This window comes from Nocardioides aquaticus (assembly GCF_018459925.1).
Classification (GTDB): Bacteria; Actinomycetota; Actinomycetes; order Propionibacteriales; family Nocardioidaceae; genus Nocardioides; species Nocardioides aquaticus.
Map to the genome: position 1 here is coordinate 473,440 of NZ_CP075371.1, position 17,900 is coordinate 491,339.

A 17,900-nucleotide genomic window follows, 5' to 3' on the forward strand; every position below is an offset into this window, starting at 1 on the left:
GTCGAGGCGGGGGCGGGCCGGCGACTGTCATCATGACGACGTGGACGTCCTGGGGCGGGCTCGTGGCCTGGTGGTCCTGGTCGAGGACCAGCTGACCCGCCGCGACGTCGACAACGCCTGGGACCTCCTCGACGCGAACGAGGCCGGCGTCGCCGTCGAGCTGGTGGCCACCCAGCTCGTCGAGCACGGCGCGACGGTCGAGGAGGAGACGGTGCGGCTGGTCCGCTCTCTGTGCGAGGAGATGGGCCTGCGCGACGAGGTCTGGCGCTCGCTGCGGGGGACGACCGCAGACGCACCCGACGGGGTCGCCGAGACGCTCCGCGCCCTCTCGTCGTTGCTCTACCGCACGGGCGAGCCGCGCTGGGCAGCACTGCTGGGCTCGCTCGCCGAGGAGGCCGCCACGCCCCGTCCGGCCGACGAGCGGCGTCAGCTGCTGGTCACGGTGATCGGCCTCTACCGCGGCATGGGTGGGCTCGACGACCTCGTCCTCCAGGACGCGTCCGGGGTACGCACCGAGCAGCCCGCTCTGGACGACCTGCGCCGGCGGCTCCACGAGCAGGCGGTACGCGAACGTGGCGCGGACGGACCGGTCGGCGGGGGTGCCGGCTCGTGACGAGCGGATTCAGCGAGGGCGAGCTCGGTGGCGTGGTCGAGGTCGTGCTCCAGGGTCGGTGGACCCCCGCGGCAGCGGAGCCGTTCACCTCCGGGCGTGCGCAGCGACTCGTCGTCAACCACGCGCTCGGCGCCGACGAGCCGGACCTCGGGTTCCTCGAGGGGCTGCCGGTCCGCGAGCTGGTGGTGCTCGACCGACGGGTCCGGAGCCTGAAGCCGGTCGAGGCCCTCGGGGCGAACCTGAGCAAGTTGTCAGTGACCACGCACCCCTCGGCGGTCCTCGACCTGGGACGGCTGCCGGGGCTCCTCGAGCTGGCGGCCGAATGGAGCCAGGTCCGAGGTTCGTGGGCCTCGGCCTCGGCCTCGGGCCTCCTGCGCGCCGCACTGCGTGGCTACACCGCGGCGGACCTCATTCCGCTGGGCGCCGCCCCGGGGTTGGTTCAGGTCGACCTGAAGGACCGTCCGCGGCTGGAGTCGCTGCGCGGTGCGTCCGCGCTGCCCGCTCTCCGCCGGCTCGCCGTCGTCGGCGCGGCCGCGCTCACCGACATTGACGACCTGCGCACCCTCGGCCGGTTAGAGGAGCTCGAGCTGGAGGCGTGCCGCGGGGTGGGTGCCCTGGACGCGGTGGCGGACTGCCGTGCTCTGACCCGGTTCAACGCCAGCGACTGCGGCGACGTCGCGTCGCTGCGACCCCTGCGTGACCTGGCACGGCTGCGGCACCTCAGGCTCTACGGGACGACGCGGGTCCTCGACGGCGACCTGTCCGTCCTGGCGGACCTGCCCGTCCTCGAGGACCTGCGGATGAGGAGCCGTCGGGAGTACCGCCCGTCGGTCGCCGAGATCCAGGCGCTGCGTCCGCGGGTCTCGCCGGGAGCGGGTCCCGATGAGTGACGTGCTCGGCCTGCTGGCGCTGCCGACCGACGAGCGCGACCACGACGTACCGGCGTCATGGGTGCTACGCATCGCCGACTCGATGTCCCAGGAACCCGGGCAGTGGTCGGCGGCAGCGGACGGGCTCGACGACGGCCACTCCTGGCCGCTGCTCGGGTTCGTGGAGCACGCCTCCTCGCTCGTCGCCCGGGACGGCAGCCTCCGGCTCGCCGAGCAGGCCGCCTTCGCCCTGGCGTTGCTGCAGGACGGACCCCTGGACCGGCGGGACGTGATCGTCGTCGCCGACCTGCTCCCGCGAGCCTGCGACCGGGCCTGCCTGGACTTCGCCGCCGTGGTGCGGGCGGGGTGCGCGCGGGCCGGGGAGCGCGGCGAATCCTGCCGGAATTGGCTGCTGCAGCGCCCGGTCGGCTCGTCGCTGTACGACGAGGTGGGGGAGGGGCGGACGTTCCGCTACCGCCGGGTGCCGGCGGAGTTCGACGCCGACGACCTGCTCGCCCGGTTGGAGCGCCACCGCAAGGACCGCTGATCCGTCAGGGCGCGCCAAGGCGGCGCGCGCAGCCCCGGTGGTCGAGGGCGAGCGCAGCGTCCGGTCGTCGAGGGCGTGCGTCAGCCCGGGTGGTCGAGGGCGTGCGTCAGCCCCGGTGGTCGAGGAGCGAGCAAAGCGAGAGCTCGCCCGCCGAACGGGTCGGCCTAGGTCCGGCGGTGGAAGGTGACCTTGTTGTCGGCGTGGACCTTCATCTCGTAGGCGGGGTCGTGGGCCCGGGCGTGGTGGTGGGGGCACAAAAGCCGCCCGTCCTCGATGTCGGTCAGGCCGCCTTCGGAGAACTTCTTGTCGTGGTGGGCGTGACACAGACCCGGTGGCCAGTCGCACCCTTTGGCGGTGCACGACTTGTCGCGGGCGTGCAGGGCGTAGGTCTGGGCGGCGGTGAACCGGCGTCGGGCCCGGCCCTGGTGCAGGACCTCGCCGTTGCCGCCCAGGACGACGGGGATGATCCGGGCCTCGCAGGCCAGGCGCATCGCCTGGGCCGCGGTCATCGGGGTCCCGTCGTCGAGCGTCGCGGTCCCGAGTGCGGTGGTGAGGAGGTCGAAGGTGGTGGTCGTGATGAAGGTGCCGTCGGTGCGTCCGAGCTTCGGGGCGTTGTTGCGGGGGTAGTTCTCGATGAGCTCGCAGAACGCCTCACCCAGCTTCTGCGGTGACGGCCGGCCCTTGGTCCATTCCCGCTTCCCACCCTCGGGGTCGTCGCTGGCGGGGGTGCAGTTGACGTGGCCGGGGGCAGCGAAGCCGTAGAGGAGCTTCTGCAGCATCTTGGCTTGGACCTCGGGGATGGTGAACCGGCCATGCGCGGTGCCGTGGCCGTCGAACGACAGGCTGAACCGCCGCTTCTGCGCCGCCTTCGCCTCAGCGGCTTCGAGACGTTTGCGGTCGATCTCCTCACCGACCTCGGGTGCGACCAGGGTCAGGATGTGCGCCCCCAGCTGCCTCAGCTCCTGGGGAGCGAACTCCACCGCGTACCCGACCAACGCCTCCTCGGCTCGTGTCACCAACCCCGCGTCGAGGTCGTCGGGGAGGTCCTCCAACGCGTTGACCACGACCCGGACCTGCTCCGCGTTCATGGACCCGGCGGCGAGCGCGTCCCGCACACGGTGCCACCGGGTCTCCAACGCGGTCGCCAACCTGACCTGGGCGGCGGACACGTTCTTCTGCGACCGGGTGGCGTTGGCGGCCCAGACGCCGGTGGAGGTGCAGCCGGTGTCGGCGCCGACCTGGACCTCCTCGGCGTGGGCGAGGACGGCGTACTCGTAGGAGGCCAGGCGGGACTTCAGCTCGGCCAGGGCCAGGATCGTGTCCCTCGTGGTGGCGGCGTCCAACGCGAACAGCGGCCGCTCCACCAACGCGACTACAGCTGCGGACACCGCGCGGACACCGGCCGGCACGGGGTGCCCGGTGGTGGTGTCCTTGTCGGTGGCCATGAATCAATCCAAGCACTCGCCACCGACAGTCCTGGGGTGTTTCCACAGGTCAGAGGCGGTTATCCTCAACCAGGACGGGCACATTCGATCAAACGTTCGGTAACAAGATCGAGGTGACCGCTTGATGACGAGGTAATCCGCCCCGCGCCCGTCCGCGGTGCCGCATCATGACGCCCGTGAATGCTCCGGAAACCCCTCTGTCCCAGGCGTCCGACTTCCCGAGCGTCACCTACCTGGTCGTCACTGGCACCATCGCGGTGATCGGGCTGGGCCTCGCGTTCGCTGCTGTGGTGCCGTCGATCGTCGGGGTCATCTCGATGCTGCCGGTCCTGATCGGCTTCCAGCAGATCGGGCTTCGCAAGCGGGCGGAGCGGCAGGAGAAGAAGGCTCGCGGCTAGCCCGGACAACGACCTTGTTGAACCGTTGACAAGCTTCTGACCTGCGACGACTGCGTGGTCTAGCCGGTTGGACGGGACCACCGTCGTTCGGGTACGGGTCGCTGTACCCAGGCCTTATGCTGTGGCCGCTGCGGGGCTCGCCATGGGGTGTCTCGGCATCCGCGATCAGCTAGATGGGGTCACACATGTTCCACAACCGTCCGTCCGCGCGCGCAGCGACGCTGCGCGCTCGCAAGCCACTGGTCGGCCTCGTCGCCGCCGTGGCGGTCGCCTCGCTGGTGGGCTCGGCGTCGACGCCGGGCCTGGTCACGGTGGCCGACTCCGAGCTCCCCGTCTCCCCGGGCGACCGCGTGCTGCAGTCGGTCGAGATCGCCATGGGTCCCGACGGCACGCTCACCGCCGTCGAGGGCACGACGGTCACCGCTTCGGCCGACGGTGAGAGCGCCGACAGCACCACCCAGGCGTACTCGCCCGACGACGTGGTCAGCGACCTGCCGGTCCGCGTCCTCACCTCCTACCGCACCGCCGACGGCACTGGTTCGGACCTCGCCGACCTCGAGGGGTACGACGGTGAGGTGCAGATCGACCTCACGGTCCAGAACCTGACGGTCGAGGCGCAGGACATCACCTACGACGTCCCCGGCGGATCACGCACCCGCCCGGCCCTGGTCGGTGCGCCACTGACGATCGTCGCCGGCGCCGACCTCGGCAGCACCGATCCCGCTCGGGTCGTCACGCAGTCCGCCGGCCAGGACAACGTGACCAACGGCGTGCTCAGCCAGGGCGCCGACGGTGCCACCCAGGTCCAGTGGGCCACGATCCTGGCCCCGCCGCAGCTGAGCTCCAGCGCGACGCTGAGCCTGGTCGTCGACGCCAAGGACTTCAGCGCCCCGGCCTTCGACCTGAGCGTCCAGCCCGGCCTGGTCACCGACCCGTCGGTGGGCGCGCTGGTCGAGAACGCCTTCAACCCCGCTGCCTCCGAGGAGCTCGCCCTGCAGGCGCGCACCGTCGAGGTCGTCGGCGAGGTGAACGAGGTGCTGGCTGAGGCCGGCGACTCCATCTCCGCCGTGCGCGACAGCCTGAACTCCACCACCGAGACCCTCGGCCAGAAGACCGTGGGCGACCTCGAGACCAGCATCACCGGGATCGCCGCCTCGATGGAAGCCCTCGACGGCACCGTCACCGGCCTCGGCGACGGCATCTCCTCGGCCCTCGACTCGACCGGCTCATCCTCACTCGCCCAGCTCGAGAGCACCGTCAACTCTGTTGACTCACTGCTCGGCGACACGAGTGGTGCGGTGCCGGCGGCGCCCGCCTCCGGCGGCGGATGCGGGGCCAGCGTCCGAACGGGCGCCGGTGCTGGCAGCGTCTACGACAGCCTGCGTCGCGTGGCTGGCACTCTTAAGGGCTATGCGGCAGCGAGCGAAGCCTGCAAGGAGCAGTTGGGCCAGCAGATCCTGGTCTCGATCGGCCCGGACGTCCCGAGCCCGGCGATCTGCGTCCCTCCCTCGCCCAACTCCGCGAACCCCTTCACGGAGTCGGTGACTTGCTCGCTCTTCCGCGCCAAGGACGACTTCCGCGGCGTCGCTGACAAGATTCGTGAGACCACCGAGTCGGTGCAGAACACGGTCGACACCACCGGTATCAGCGACGCGCTCGACGCAACGCTCGGACTCGAGAATCAGGTTGATCGGACCATCTCGGCGCTCACTGAAATCCGCGGCAGCCTGCCCGAGGATGAAGTGCTGGAGCTGGGCGATCTCATCAAGGCTCGCAACGCATTCGCGGCTCAGGGTCAGGCCTTCACAACTGCGATCACAGCGGTACGGAGTACCGCGGACACCAACCTGAGCCAGAACCGCGACCTCGCGGCAGCTCTTTGCGGCCTGATCGCTCCGGACGAGGCCGCCGTCCAGCCCGGTCAGCTCACTCGGGCCACCGTGGAGTCGCTCCGGTCGAAGTTGACCTTAGTGCCGTGCGCGGAAGTGACCGAAGAAAACCCGGCAACCTTCCCGGGCTGGCAGTCAGTCATCGACGCCACCGACACCTCGGACGGCTCTCAGTCCGACTTCGGGAAGGCGATGAACTTGTACAAGTCAAACCTACGGGCCTTGAACGACGCCATTCTGGTGCTGGAGACGGCTAACGAGGCGTCGGGCCAGACGGATCCGGCCAAGAAGACGCTGAAGGACAAGCTCGACGACCTCCTGAAGTCGGAGGGTGGTCTCACGTCGACGCGTGACGAGGTGAAGGCGGCGGCGACTGCTCTTCGCACCAGTGAGCAGAAGGCAAAGGACCAGATCGAAGCCGGCATTGAAGCTGCGGCCGTCAGCGCCGAGGGTCTGGGTGCGTCGGCGATCGATCCGGCCATCCGACAGGTGGGCCGCAAGGCCGACGAGGTGCGTGACTCGGTTGGCGAGGTGTTCGAGAACTCCCAGGCAGGCATGAACGCTGCGGCCGACGACATCGTCAAGGACGGCAAGGCGACCATCAACGAGCAGAAGGCCGGCCTGGACAAGACCTCGAAGGAGGCGACGTCCGCGATCGAGTCGAACGTCCGCCAGGGTCTCGACGTCATCGCCGACACCGTGTCGGCCTCGACCCGGGACACCGACGCGGCCGGCAAGCTGCTCACCGCCGACCTGACCAAAGTGCTGCTCGACCTCGGTGACCCCGAGGTCGAGGGGGCCGGGCTGCTCGGCACGCTCGGCGCGAACGCGGGCGACGCCCGGGCCGCCGACTTCCAGCTCGCGCTGGCCACCCGGACCGCGTCCTCCTACGCCAACGCGCGCGGGCAGGACATCGGCGGGCTGATGCTGCGTCAGGCGCAGGCCGAGGCTGCCTTCAAGCGTCAGGCCCAGCTGCAGGCCTTCCAGGTGGACGTGCCCGAGGGCGTCGAGCGCCGCACGGTCTACTCGTTCCACCTGGCCGCCGGGCAGTGAGCGTGCGGTCGTCGCAACGGTGGGCAGCCCTGCCCGCAGCCGCGCTGCTGGCGTTGGCCGTCACCTCCTGCTCGGGGGACGACGCCGAGCCGGAGGATGCCGCCGAGTCCACCGCGGCCCCGGCCACGCCGGCGGCGGTGCCGCTGGAGGCCGAGGGCCTGCCTGAGGGCGCGTCGATCGGGGTCGTGGTCAGCCTGTCCTCGCCCGACGACTCCGGGGCCCAGTGGAACGAGGCGGCCGAGGGCGCCGAGGTGGCGGCGTACCGCCTGGGCCTCGGCGGCACCCCCGTCGACGTCGTCGCGGTCGACGACCGCGGCACGGTCGAGGGCGCCGAGCAGGCGGTCCAGGACCTCGCCGAGCAGGGCGTGGCCGGGGTCGTCGTCGCCTCCTCCGGTCCGCACGTCGCCGGCGCGGTCGACGCCGCGGCCGAGACCGGGGTCCCGGTGCTGCTGCCGTACGCGCCCAGCCCGGCGCTGCCCGACGGTGCGCCCGTGTGGCTCACCGGTCCGGCCCAGACGGCCATCGCCGACGAGCTCACCGGCGCGATCGATGCGGCCGGCGTCTCCAAGCCCGTGCTGGTCGACGCCGGCGGTGGCGAGCTGCCCACGCTGGCCCCGGCCGCGCAGCGCGCCCTCGCCGTGGGCGCGCCGGTCAGCGCCGCGGACCGGCTCGCCACCGAGATCGCCCGGCTGGCCGACGACGCCGAGGTCGACTCCGTCGTCGTCACCGGCCCGGCCTCGCGCCAGGCCGTCATGGTCCGCGCGCTCCAGGGCTCCGCGGTGTCCCTGCCCGTCTTCCTCACCCCGGACGCGCTGAGCCCGGTGCTGGCGACGGACCTCGTCGAGGCCGACGGCAGCCTGGCCTCCGAGATGGTCACCGTCGGCGAGGACACCGGCGACGTCGCCGCCCTCGAGCCCGGTGCCACCGGGGAGTCGCTCTCGGCGTACTTCGCCGCCGTGCGCGCCGCGGCCGCCGACCCGGCCGTCGAGGACTTCTTCGACGGTGAGCCGTTCTCCACCATCGCCGGCAGCGCCGACACCCGCAGCCACGACGCGGTCGTCGCCCTCGCGCGCGCCGCGGCGGAGGCCGGCAGCACCGAGCCCGCCGCGGTCGCCGACGCGCTCGGCGACCTGCAGCTGGACCGGGCCGACGGCCTGACCGGCTCCGGTCTCGACTTCAGCTCCTCGCGCGCGCTGCCCGCCGACCAGGTGGTCGCCCTCCAGGCCACCTCCCAGGACCCGGGCGTCCGCCCGGTGTCCGGCTCCGCCCCGGCACCCCGCCTGTTCTGGTTCGCGGTGCCGCGCGGCTGACCCCGTCGTACGCCGGTCCGCCCGGCGTGCCGACCGACCCCAAGGAGACCGCCCGTGCGCGTGACCATCGACGTCGACGGAACCCCCCACGACGTGGAGCTGGCGCAGGCCGCCGGCACGGCGACCCTCGCCGACCTCGTCGAGCAGGTCTGCGGCCAGCTGCTCGCCGCGGCCGACGAGGTGTGGGTCGACGAGCGGAAGCACGCCGCGAGCGACCGGCTCGCCGACGTGACCCTGCTCGAGGGCTCCCGCGTCGGTCGGGACCCGCTGTCGCGGACCACGCCGGTCACCTCCTGGACCGCGACGGTCTCCGGCGGCCTCGACGCCGGCCGCGTGGTGCCCCTCCCGCGCCAGCGTGCGCTGACCATCGGCCGGGCGCCGCTGGCCGACATCACCGTGGACTCCCCGAGCACCTCGTGGAACCACGCCAGCCTGACCCTGGAGGAGGACGGCGTCCGCGTGCGCGACGTCGGCTCCACCAACGGCACCGTCGTCGAGGGCGAGCGCGTCGCGACCCTCGCCGAGCTCGAGGCCGCGGCCGCCGCGGAGGCGGAGGAGGCGGCGAAGGCCGAGAAGACCGGGGTGGCCGCCAAGGTCTCCGGCCTGCGCCGCAAGGACGAGGAGACCGAGGAGCCGGAGCCGATCGTCGACGGGGTCCTGGTCACCGAGGAGGCCGTGGTGCTCGTCGGTGGCGCCGCCATCACGCTGCGCCGCAAGCCCGCGGAGCCACTGGCCCCCGCGCCCGGCTCGCTGAACAACGTCACCCCCTCGGGCACCGCGCCGTTCAACCGCCCGCCCCGTCCGGGCCGCCCGCCGGCACCGGAGGAGATCACCCCGCCGGTGAAGAAGGACGACCCGCCCCCGAGCCGCTTCCCGCTGGCCACCGTGATCGGGCCGCTCGTGCTGGCCGTCGCCATGGTCTTCGTCCTGGGCAACGCCAAGTTCGCCCTGATCGCCGGCCTGAGCCCGATCCTCGGGATCGGCACCTACTACGAGCAGAAGCGGCGCCGTACGAAGGAGATCGAGGAGGAGGAGACGCGCTTCGCCGAGGCGCTGGAGACCTTCGCGTCCGACATCGCCGAGGCGGCCGCCGCGGAGCGGGCCCGCCGCCGGGCCGAGCTGCCCGACCCGGCCACGACGATCCGGCGGGCCGCGCTGCCCTCGACCCTGATGTGGCAGCGCCGGTTCTCGGCCGACGACTTCCTCAAGCTCAACGCCGGCGTGGGTGACGTCGGGTGGGCCCCGCCCATCGACGACTCCTCCAACGGCAAGCGACTCCACGACGCCGCCAAGAAGACCATCCGGGCCAGCATCCTCGGCTCCGCACCCGTCGAGGTCGACCTCGGCAACGCCGGCGTGGTCGGCATCGTCGGCGACCGCGAGGGCGCGCTCGCCGTCGCCCGCAGCCTGGTCGCCCAGGCCGCGGTGCACGTCGGCCCCGCCGACCTGACGATCGGCGTCTTCTGCGACCGGGGCCGCGACGCCGACTGGTCCTGGACGCAGTGGCTCCCGCACAGCCGCCGGCTCGGCGACTCCGCCGGCGGGCACTGGCTCTCCGACGACCGCAGCCGCAGCGAGGCCATGCTGCGCGGCCTGCGCGACAACGTCGACCGGCAGCCCACGCCGGCCGTCCTGCTCGTCCTCGACTCCGACGTGCTCCTGGAGGGCCGCAACGCCCCCGCCCGCACGCTGCTCGGCCACGGGCGCCGGATCAGCTCGACCAGCCCGATCAACCCCAACCAGCGCGAGGTCCACGTCGCCGGGATCGTCGTGGCGTCCTCCCACGAGCAGCTGCCGTCGTCGTGCACGGTCGTGCTCGAGGTGCAGCCCGACGCCCTCGGCACCGCCACCCGCCCCGACGACCTCACCACCGTCGACGACGTCGTCCTGGCCGGCCTCGACCTGCCCACGGCACGTCGCTGCGCGCTCGACCTGGCCCGCTTCGACGACCCCGAGCTGGTCGTGCCGGGCGCGGCGCTGCCCTCGATGGTGCGCCTGCCCCCGCTGCTGGGCATCGAGGAGATCAGCCGCGAGGCGATCCGGGAGAGCTGGCGCACCTCGACCCGGATCAAGGCGCCGATCGGCGTCGGCGAGACCGGGGGCTTCGAGCTCGACCTCGTCCGCGACGGGCCGCACGGCCTGGTCGGCGGGACCACCGGCTCAGGGAAGAGCGAGTTCCTGCGCTCCCTGGTCGCGGGGCTGGCGGCGCGGACCGACCCGACCCGGCTCACCTTCATCCTGATCGACTTCAAGGGCGGCGCGGCGTTCGCGGCCTGCGAGCGGCTGCCCCACACGATCGGCACGGTCAGCAACCTCGACGCCCAGCTCGCCGACCGCGCGATCCGGGCCCTCGAGGCTGAGATGCGCTACCGCCAGGAGATGTTCGCGGCCGCGGGGGAGGGCGTGGACAACCTCGACGCCTACCTGGCCACCAACCCCGCCGAGCCGATGCCGCGGCTGCTGCTGGTCGTCGACGAGTTCGCGATGCTGGCCAAGGAGTACCCCGACGTGCTGTCCTCCCTGGTCAGCGTCGGTGCCGTCGGTCGTACGCTCGGGGTGCACATGATCCTGGCCACCCAGCGCCCCGCCGGCGTCGTGAACGACGACATCCTGGCCAACACCAACCTGCGCGTGGCGCTGCGCGTGCAGAGCCGCGACGACTCCAGCAACGTGATCGGGGTGCCCACCGCCTCCGCCATCGGACGCACCCAGATGGGTCGCGCGTTCGTGAAGCTCGGCCAGGACGACATCACCCCGGTCCAGACGGCGCTCGTCACGGGCCGCGCCCAGGCCGAGTCGTCCACGGTCGTCGAGGCGCACCCGCTCGGCTTCGGGGTCACCATCACCCCCGAGCAGGTCGAGGTCGACGACAAGGACGCCCCGACCGACCTGGACCTGCTGATCGACGCGATCGTGGAGGCCAACGACGAGATGGGGTACGCCCCGCCGCGCCCGGTGTGGCCCGAGGCGCTGGGCGAGCGCGTGGAGCTCGCCGGGCCGTACGCCCCGGCGCTCGCCGAGCCGGACCCGCACGGCCCGGCGCCGCTGCCGGTGGTCGGCTCCGTCGAGGGCGGGCGGGTGCTGTTCGCGATCTCGGACGAGCCCGACCGCCAGCGCCAGATCCCCGCCGCGTGGGACCTCGGCAACGGCAACGCGCTGATGATGGGCATCCCGGGCAGCGGCACCAGCACCGCGCTCGCGACGATCGGCCTGACCGTCTGCGCCGCCACCTCGCCCGAGGACGTCGACCTGCTGGTGATGGACCTCGGGAGCCGCGACCTCGCCCCGCTCCGCGACCTGCCCCACCTCGTGGGGTACGTCGGCTCCGGCGCCGCCGCCCGCGAGGAGCAGGTGCGCCTGCTGAAGTACGTCCGGGCCGAGCTGGACCGCCGGCGCGCGTCGAGCGGGCCGTACCGTCGCCTGGTCGTGCTCATCGACGGCCTGGCCACCCTGCGTGACGAGTACGACGACTACGAGGGCATCCGGCTCCTCGAGGGCCTCTACCGCGCCTGGACCGACGGCCCCGACCTCGGCATGCACTTCGTGGCCAGCACCGCGCGGGTCAAGGCGGTGCCGCCGGCGATCGACGAGGTCACCACGCAGAAGTGGCTCTTCCGCCTCGCCGACGCCTACGACTACTCGACCGCGGGGGTGCCGGCCAAGCTCGCGCCGCCGCCGGTCCCCGGCCGCTGCGTGCTGGCCGAGACCAAGCTCCAGACCCACGTGGCCACCCCGGCCGGGGGCCTGGCGGCCGCCGTCGAGGCCGTGCGCGGCACCTGGTCGGGCGCGCAGCGCAAGGCCACCGTGATCGGGCGGCTGCCCGAGGTCGTCTCGGTCGCCGACCTCGGCGTCGGCGCGCGGATCGACACCGAGCCGTGGCTCCTGCCCGTCGGGATCGCCGAGGCCGACCTCGGGGTCGCCGCGCTCGAGCTGTGGCAGGGCGAGCACGTGATGGTCACCGGCCCCGCGCGCAGCGGCAAGTCCACCCTGCTGCTCGCGATGGCCGAGACCATCCGTACGGCGGCCACCGCGGCCGGCACACCGGTCGCGATCTGGGGCGTGTGCGGGCGGCGCTCGCCGCTCGGCGACGCCGGCCTGGACAAGGTGGCCGTGGGCGAGGAGGACCTCGCGGCGCTGCTGGCCACCGCGCGCGTGCACCGCGGCCAGCTGGTCCTGCTCATCGACGACGCCGAGCAGCTCGACGACCGGGACCAGGCGATCACGGGCCTGCTCGACGCCAAGCTGCCCGGCCTGACCGTGATCGCCGCGGGCCGCTCCGACGACCTGCGCGGGATGTACAGCCACTGGTCCAAGACCGTGCGCAAGTCGCGCTGCGGTGTGCTGCTGATGCCGAACGTCGACTTCGACGGCGACCTGCTGGGCGTCTCCTCGCTGCCGCGCAAGGCGCCGGTCGCGCTCACCGTGGGCCGCGGCTACGCCGTGTCCGGCGGGGCGGTCGGCCTGGTGCAGACCGCCACCCCGACCCCGGCGCCCGCCGCGGGGGAGCCGGCGGTCGCCGGCTGACCGGTACGGGTCGGTCGGTGGGTCAGGGCCGGTACGGCTCGTCGTCGTACATGCCGGTCGGCCGGCGTTCCGCGTCCTGAGCGTGGGCGCCGCCGCCCGAGGGGCCGCGGCGGCGCGTCACCAGGCTGCGCACGAGCAGCACCAGGAGCAGCAGGGCGCCGACGCCGCTGAAGACGGTGACGCCGAGCGGTCCGTGGTCCGTGTCCCCGGTCTGGGCGACGTACGGCGACTCCGGGTCGTAGCGGACCTGGACCGCGCTCTCCCCACCGTCGGCCGGACAGGCGCCGCCGACCCGGTCGGTGATCTGCCAGTCGCGACCGTCGACGGCGTAGACGATCGTGCCGGCGCACCGCTCGCCGCCGGCGGAGAGGCTCTCGGTCTCGCCCGAGACGACCTCACCGGTCGTGGTGGCGCTCAGCGCGCGCTCCTCCACCACGCCCGTCATGGCGGCCGCCACGCCGACGAGCGCCAGCAGCAGGAGGAAGGCGAGGAGTCCGGGGGTGGCGACGCCACGGGTCGCGGGGCGTGACCTCGGGCTCGTGCCCGTCCGCGCCACCACTACAGGTCTCCCGAGGCGTCGAGCGCCGGAGGCCGCAGGTCGGCAACCTGCATGCCGCCACGAAGCTCGTGCGCGGGGGCCGGGGTGCCGCCGGCGGCGACGTGCTCGACCGCCTCGAGCGCCCGGCCCAGCGTGGTGGTGGCGGACGCGGGGACGCGCCCGTCGGTGCCGGCGATGCGGACAGCCACCTCGCCGCCGGACTGCTCGTGCGGCCCGCTGGTCAGGGCCTGCCACCGCGGGAGCCGGGCGCTGACGTCCGCGCAGTAGAGCACCAGGAGGGGACCGCCGGCGTCGCCACCGATGTCGAGCCGGGCGTGCCCGCGTGCGATCGAGACCACGGTGCGCCCGCGACCGTCCAGCGCCCGGACGGCATCGAGGAGGTCGGCGGTGGACGGGGTGTCGGGCTCGACCGTCTCCGGCCCGTGGTCCCACCGGACACGCACGGCCGTGGCCGGGCCGCGCCGACGGCCGCGCTCGGCGCGACCGGTGAGCACCATGCCGAGCACCGCGCCGAGCACCATGCCGGCGATCCAGGAGCCGCCCGACTCGGTGCGGTCCAGGGACCCCAGGACGACGACCCCGGTCGCGAGCAGGGCGAAGAACGCCGCGAGCTTCCGGCCGCCGACGAGTGGCCCGGTCGCCACGCCGGCCACGACCCCCAGGGCGAGGACCGCGACCGTCAGGGCCGGGTCGAGGCCGAGTGCGACGGGCAGGACGACCCCCGTCGCGGCACACCCCAGGCCGAGGACGACGTCGCCGAGTCGGTTGCCTACCGCCATGGTCGGACCCTAGGGGTCCGGGACGACGTCCCCGGCGCCCCCCACGCCCGCTCCGCCTCGTGCGGAACCGCGGGAGAACCAGTCGGCGGCGCGCCGGGTGACATCATGGTGCACCGCCACCCGCCGTCGCGTGGGTGATGGACGGATGGCGGACGGTCGCAGTGGGGTGGGCCTCAGGCGCCGCCGCCGGCGGTCATGATGTTCTGGCTGATCTGGTCCAGCTGCACGCGCAGCTCCTCGAGCTCGGTCTTGGCCTTGTCCAGGGCCGCCTTGGTCTCGGGCCAGGTCGCGGAGCGGAACCGCTCGGCCAGGGGGCCGTCCCAGTTGTTGGGGTCGGAGAGCTGCTGGCCCTTGGTGTCGAGCTGGTTGATCTGGTCGGTCAGGCCGCCGTTGATGATCGAGGACATCTGCTGGATGGCGGACTTGGCGGTGGCGGAGGAGAGAACGCGGTCGGACACGGGTGCCTGCCTTTCGCCGACCCCGTGGGCCGGTCGGGTGGGGACACGGGCCCGGCTTCTCCCGGCCCGTGGTGCTGCCTTGCGCGAGGAGGGTAAACCCGCCGGAGGGACTTCCGACCCCCCTTGAGCAGGACCGTCCTGCCCCGTCTGGACCAGGTGCGGGGCCGGCGCCCTCCTCAGTCGGTGCGCCGCAGCTCCGTCGGTTGCGGGTGGGCGTCGCTCCGCCCGAGGTGCTTCCAGCTGAGCCCGCGGTCGCGGGTGCCGTGGGTGAGCCACGTGCGCACCGCCGACTCGGCCTGCGCGAGCCCGACGACCCGGGCGCGGTCGACCTTGCTGCCGGGGAAGCCGCCCCGGACCAGCTCGCCGACGGCGCCACGCGGCAACGAGGCCGGGTCGACCACGACGTTGACGTCCCAGGCCGGCAGCAGCCGGTTGTCGGTCTGCTGCACGACGTAGCCGTCGCTCCTCCCGATCACGTCCATCCGCCCTCGACCCCGGTAGACGCTGACGTACACGTGCTGGGCCGACCCGAGGCGGCGTACCGCGTCGAGGACGACCGCGGGGTCGGGCTCGACGGCCTCGTACTCGTGGCGGGCGTCGCGCCAAGTGGCCAGGGTCCCGACGTCGGTGCCACCCCGGGGGTCGTGGTCGACCGCCGGGGCACCGGCAGCCGTGGCCAGGCGTCGACGCCGGTCCCGGCGCGCCAGGAGGGGGAGCAGGAGCGCGACGCCCACCCAGAACCCCATCAGCCAGGAGACCAGCTCACCGACGCCGTCCCCCTCCGGCCCGCCGATGACCGCCAGGCCCACGATCCCCGCCACCACGAGCGCGAGCAACCGCACCAGCCCGGGCAGGGGGTAGCCGGCCAGGCACAGCACGACCGCCGCTCCCAGGGCGAGCAGCACCTCGACCGGGTCGGCGCCGAGCACGGCCGGCGACAGGCCGGTCAGGAGTCCGACCGCGACCGCGAGCCCGACGGCGCCGCGGGCGGCCGGTCGCGAGGTGGTCACCCGGGGGACGTCGAAGGAGGTCACGCCGGGGGGCAGGGCCGCAGCCGGGGACGGGTCCGGTGAGGCGTACTGGGTCACGGCAGCAGTGTGCCGTGGTCCTCCTGAGGTACGCACGCCTCAGCGCGGGGCGACCGGTTCGGCGATGGACCGGATCCGTGCCGTGGCCAGCTCGATCATCAGCTGCGCCGCCGGGCTGAGGACCGCGCCGGCACGGTGCACGATGGCGAGCGTGTCGTACTGCCGGGGGCGCAGGCTGACGAAGCCGGCGTCGGGGGCCAGACGCGGGAGCAGCTGGTCGACCGCGCCGCGCGGGATGATGGTGTCCGCCAGACCCCGTCCGGCGAGCTCGACTGCGGTCTCGACGTCCTCGACCTCGATCCGGGTCGTGGGGTTGCGTCCGGTCTCGTGAAGCATCTGGCGCAGCACGATCCGCGTGGAGTCCTCCGCGCGCCAGGTCGTCTCGGGCATCACCAGGGAGGCTCGCGCCAGGCGCTGTGCGGTGACCGGGCTGGTGAGCCGCTCGGGGTCGGCGCTGACGTAGACCAGCTCGTCGCGGGCGACCGGGGTGACCGTCATGCCCTCGCCGGTGAGCCCGGGCACCGCGATCATCGCGGCCTCGATCCGACCGCGGCGCAGGTCCTCGAAGACGTCGGAGGAGTTCTGCCCGACCAGCTCGACGCGCACCCCCGGGTGCCGCTCGAGGACGTCGGCGACCAGGTCGGCGCCGGCGTAGAGGCGGGCGGTGCCGAACATGCCGAACCGGATGGTGCCGGTCTGCAGGGTGCGGGCGCGCTGGACCGCGCGGCGCGCCTCGTCGACGGCGGCCAGCACCTGCTCGGCGTGGGGGCGCAGCGTGTCGGCCACCGTGGTCGGCACCACACCCCGCCCGACCCGGCGGAACAGCTGCACCCCGAGCGTCTTCTCCAGGGCCCTGACCTGCTCGGACACCGACGGCTGGGCGTAGCCGAGCTCGTCGGCGGCGGCCGTCAGGGAGCCGTGCTCGTAGGTGGCGAGGAAGCAGGTGAGCTGATGCAGCGAGAGCACTGTCACATCATAGGAGATTCCTGGGGCTTCTGAAGGAAAGCAAGGCTGGTCCTGGAGGTTGAAGACGGTCACACTGGAGAAGCCCCCGATCCACCACCGAGGAGGTCCTCACCGTGTTCACCCGCCGTTGCACCACCTGCGAGCGCCGTCAGCTCGTCTTCCCCAGCCAGCTCGCCGGCATCTCGACCACCGCCCACGGCGTCGAGGTCTCCTACCGCTGCTGGTGCGGCGACGTGCAGTCCTTCGAGACCGCGCACGTCGACCAGGTCATGCCCCGCGTCGCGGCCTGACCCACCTTCGGCTGCCCGTCAGGGCAGCAGCCGGGCGCCCAGGCGCAGCGCCGGCCGGGCGACCCGTCGTACGACGGGCCCGGCCACCCGCGCCGCCAGCGGCACCGGGGTCCGGCCCCGCGAGGTGACCTCGTCGCCGACCCGCAGCGTGCCTTCAGCGCGCACCTCGGCGTAGACGCCGAGGAACCGGCCCGCCTCGCGAGCGACCGCGCGGCTGACCCCGCGGTCCTCGGCGACCCCGTCGGCCTGGGCGTGCCCGGGCACCACGCAGCGGATGGTCGGCATCGTCACCGACACCCGGGCGGCTCCGAGCGCGAGGTCGTGGTCCACCCACGCCCGCTCGGGGAACCCCTCCCCGGAGCCGGTGGCAGACTCCAGCAGCGCGGTCGGTCGGAAGCGCCGGACGTCGGCGTCGACCCCCGCCGCCGCGAGCGTGGCCAGGCTGGTGGTGGTCAGCAGGTGCAGCCCTGCCACATCGGCGAAGGTGCCCGGCGGCGTGCTCCACACCGCGAGCCGCGCCAGCGTCCGGGCGTCGAGGAACGACGGGTCCGGCAGCGGCTCGTCGGGGTCCAGCCCGAGCTCGGCACGGATCGCCGCGGCGGTCCGCAGCCCGCCGCGGTGGGCGCGCCGGTCGGTGAGCGGCGGTAGCGGTTCGAGCCGGCTGGGTCGGCCGAGGACCTCGGTGAGCGCGCCATGGACCCGGGGGTCGGCGCTGCCGACCTCGGCACCGTCGGGGAGCGTGATCACGACCGGCCAGGGGTGACCGGGCCCGACGTCGGCCGGGGGCTCGCCCACGAAGCGGGCGCGGCAGGCCAGCAGTGCCGGCAGTCGCCGCGCGGTCGCCACCCGGCCGTCCTCCAGGTCGCGCACCGCCCACAACCGGTCGCCCACGACGCCGCGCGGGCCGAGGCGCACCTCGTCGACCGGCCCGCCGCCCATCGACTTCACCGGATAGCGCCAGATGCCGACGACGCGCGCGGAGGGGACGTCCATCCCGCCAGCCTCGCTCATCGACGTAGCCAGGCGTACCAACCGAAGGACTGTCCGGCAGGGTGGCGCGCTGACGGGCGGCGATGGCACGGCGTCAGGCGCGGTCGGGGGGTTCGGTACGC

At 73.5% G+C, this 17,900-nt stretch carries 15 protein-coding genes; 8 read left to right on the forward strand and 7 right to left on the reverse strand.

Annotated features, from left to right (window positions below):
- Positions 1-40 precede the first annotated feature (40 nt).
- From ENKNEFLB_RS02315 to ENKNEFLB_RS02325, 3 genes are read left to right on the forward strand one after another with little or no spacing between them, the layout of a single operon-like run.
- Complete coding sequence (locus ENKNEFLB_RS02315) at positions 41-613, forward strand: hypothetical protein (protein ID WP_214057724.1); 573 nt, start codon at positions 41-43, stop codon at positions 611-613.
- Positions 610-1,503, forward strand: coding sequence for a hypothetical protein (locus ENKNEFLB_RS02320; protein ID WP_214057725.1), 894 nt, complete (start codon positions 610-612; stop codon positions 1,501-1,503). Before ENKNEFLB_RS02315 ends, ENKNEFLB_RS02320 begins: the two co-directional genes overlap by 4 nt.
- Positions 1,496-2,029, forward strand: coding sequence for a hypothetical protein (locus ENKNEFLB_RS02325; protein ID WP_214057726.1), 534 nt, complete (start codon positions 1,496-1,498; stop codon positions 2,027-2,029). The genes ENKNEFLB_RS02320 and ENKNEFLB_RS02325 overlap by 8 nt, the downstream gene beginning before the upstream one ends.
- A 164-nt stretch (positions 2,030-2,193) precedes the next feature.
- Here the strand turns inward: ENKNEFLB_RS02325 and ENKNEFLB_RS02330 are convergent, their stop codons facing one another.
- The gene (locus ENKNEFLB_RS02330; protein ID WP_214057727.1) at positions 2,194-3,474 is read right to left on the reverse strand and encodes an HNH endonuclease signature motif containing protein; all 1,281 of its coding nucleotides are present in this window, start codon (positions 3,472-3,474) and stop codon (positions 2,194-2,196) included.
- Between the two features lie 176 nt (positions 3,475-3,650).
- Here ENKNEFLB_RS02330 and ENKNEFLB_RS02335 point away from each other — a divergent pair, with 176 nt between their 5' ends.
- The 4 genes from ENKNEFLB_RS02335 (at position 3,651) to ENKNEFLB_RS02350 (ending at position 12,648) form a co-directional block, all read left to right on the forward strand.
- Complete coding sequence (locus tag ENKNEFLB_RS02335) at positions 3,651-3,872, forward strand: hypothetical protein (protein WP_214057728.1); 222 nt, start codon at positions 3,651-3,653, stop codon at positions 3,870-3,872.
- A gap of 311 nt (positions 3,873-4,183) precedes the next feature.
- Complete coding sequence (locus tag ENKNEFLB_RS02340; RefSeq protein WP_214057729.1) at positions 4,184-6,814, forward strand: hypothetical protein; 2,631 nt, start codon at positions 4,184-4,186, stop codon at positions 6,812-6,814.
- A gap of 2 nt (positions 6,815-6,816) precedes the next feature.
- Complete coding sequence (locus ENKNEFLB_RS02345) at positions 6,817-8,124, forward strand: ABC transporter substrate-binding protein (protein ID WP_214057730.1); 1,308 nt, start codon at positions 6,817-6,819, stop codon at positions 8,122-8,124.
- A 54-nt stretch (positions 8,125-8,178) separates the two neighbouring features.
- Positions 8,179-12,648, forward strand: coding sequence for an FtsK/SpoIIIE domain-containing protein (locus tag ENKNEFLB_RS02350; protein WP_214057731.1), 4,470 nt, complete (start codon positions 8,179-8,181; stop codon positions 12,646-12,648).
- 22 nt (positions 12,649-12,670) lie between these two features.
- Here the strand turns inward: ENKNEFLB_RS02350 and ENKNEFLB_RS02355 are convergent, their stop codons facing one another.
- From ENKNEFLB_RS02355 to ENKNEFLB_RS02375, 5 genes are all read right to left on the reverse strand, one after another.
- The gene (locus ENKNEFLB_RS02355) at positions 12,671-13,207 is read right to left on the reverse strand and encodes a hypothetical protein (RefSeq protein WP_214057732.1); all 537 of its coding nucleotides are present in this window, start codon (positions 13,205-13,207) and stop codon (positions 12,671-12,673) included.
- Entirely contained in the window at positions 13,207-13,986 is a 780-nt protein-coding gene (locus ENKNEFLB_RS02360; RefSeq protein WP_214057733.1) for a hypothetical protein, read from the reverse strand. Before ENKNEFLB_RS02360 ends, ENKNEFLB_RS02355 begins: the two co-directional genes overlap by 1 nt.
- A gap of 173 nt (positions 13,987-14,159) precedes the next feature.
- Entirely contained in the window at positions 14,160-14,444 is a 285-nt protein-coding gene (locus tag ENKNEFLB_RS02365) for a pyrophosphorylase (protein WP_246535794.1), read from the reverse strand.
- Positions 14,445-14,620: 176 nt separating this feature from the next.
- Positions 14,621-15,532 carry a DMT family transporter gene (locus ENKNEFLB_RS02370; protein WP_214057734.1) on the reverse strand — a complete coding sequence of 304 codons (912 nt, stop codon included), beginning with the start codon at positions 15,530-15,532 and terminating at the stop codon, positions 14,621-14,623.
- 39 nt (positions 15,533-15,571) lie between these two features.
- Positions 15,572-16,498, reverse strand: coding sequence for a LysR family transcriptional regulator (locus tag ENKNEFLB_RS02375; RefSeq protein ID WP_214057735.1), 927 nt, complete (start codon positions 16,496-16,498; stop codon positions 15,572-15,574).
- Positions 16,499-16,611: 113 nt separating this feature from the next.
- Between ENKNEFLB_RS02375 and ENKNEFLB_RS02380 the strand changes: the two genes are divergently transcribed.
- On the forward strand, positions 16,612-16,788 hold the full coding sequence (locus ENKNEFLB_RS02380) for a hypothetical protein (RefSeq protein WP_214057736.1): 177 nt from the start codon (positions 16,612-16,614) through the stop codon (positions 16,786-16,788).
- Positions 16,789-16,806: 18 nt separating this feature from the next.
- Here ENKNEFLB_RS02380 and ENKNEFLB_RS02385 read toward each other — a convergent pair whose 3' ends face one another.
- Positions 16,807-17,781 (reverse strand): MOSC domain-containing protein, encoded by a 975-nt coding sequence (locus tag ENKNEFLB_RS02385; RefSeq protein ID WP_214057737.1) that lies wholly within the window; start codon positions 17,779-17,781, stop codon positions 16,807-16,809.
- Positions 17,782-17,900: the final 119 nt, after the last annotated feature.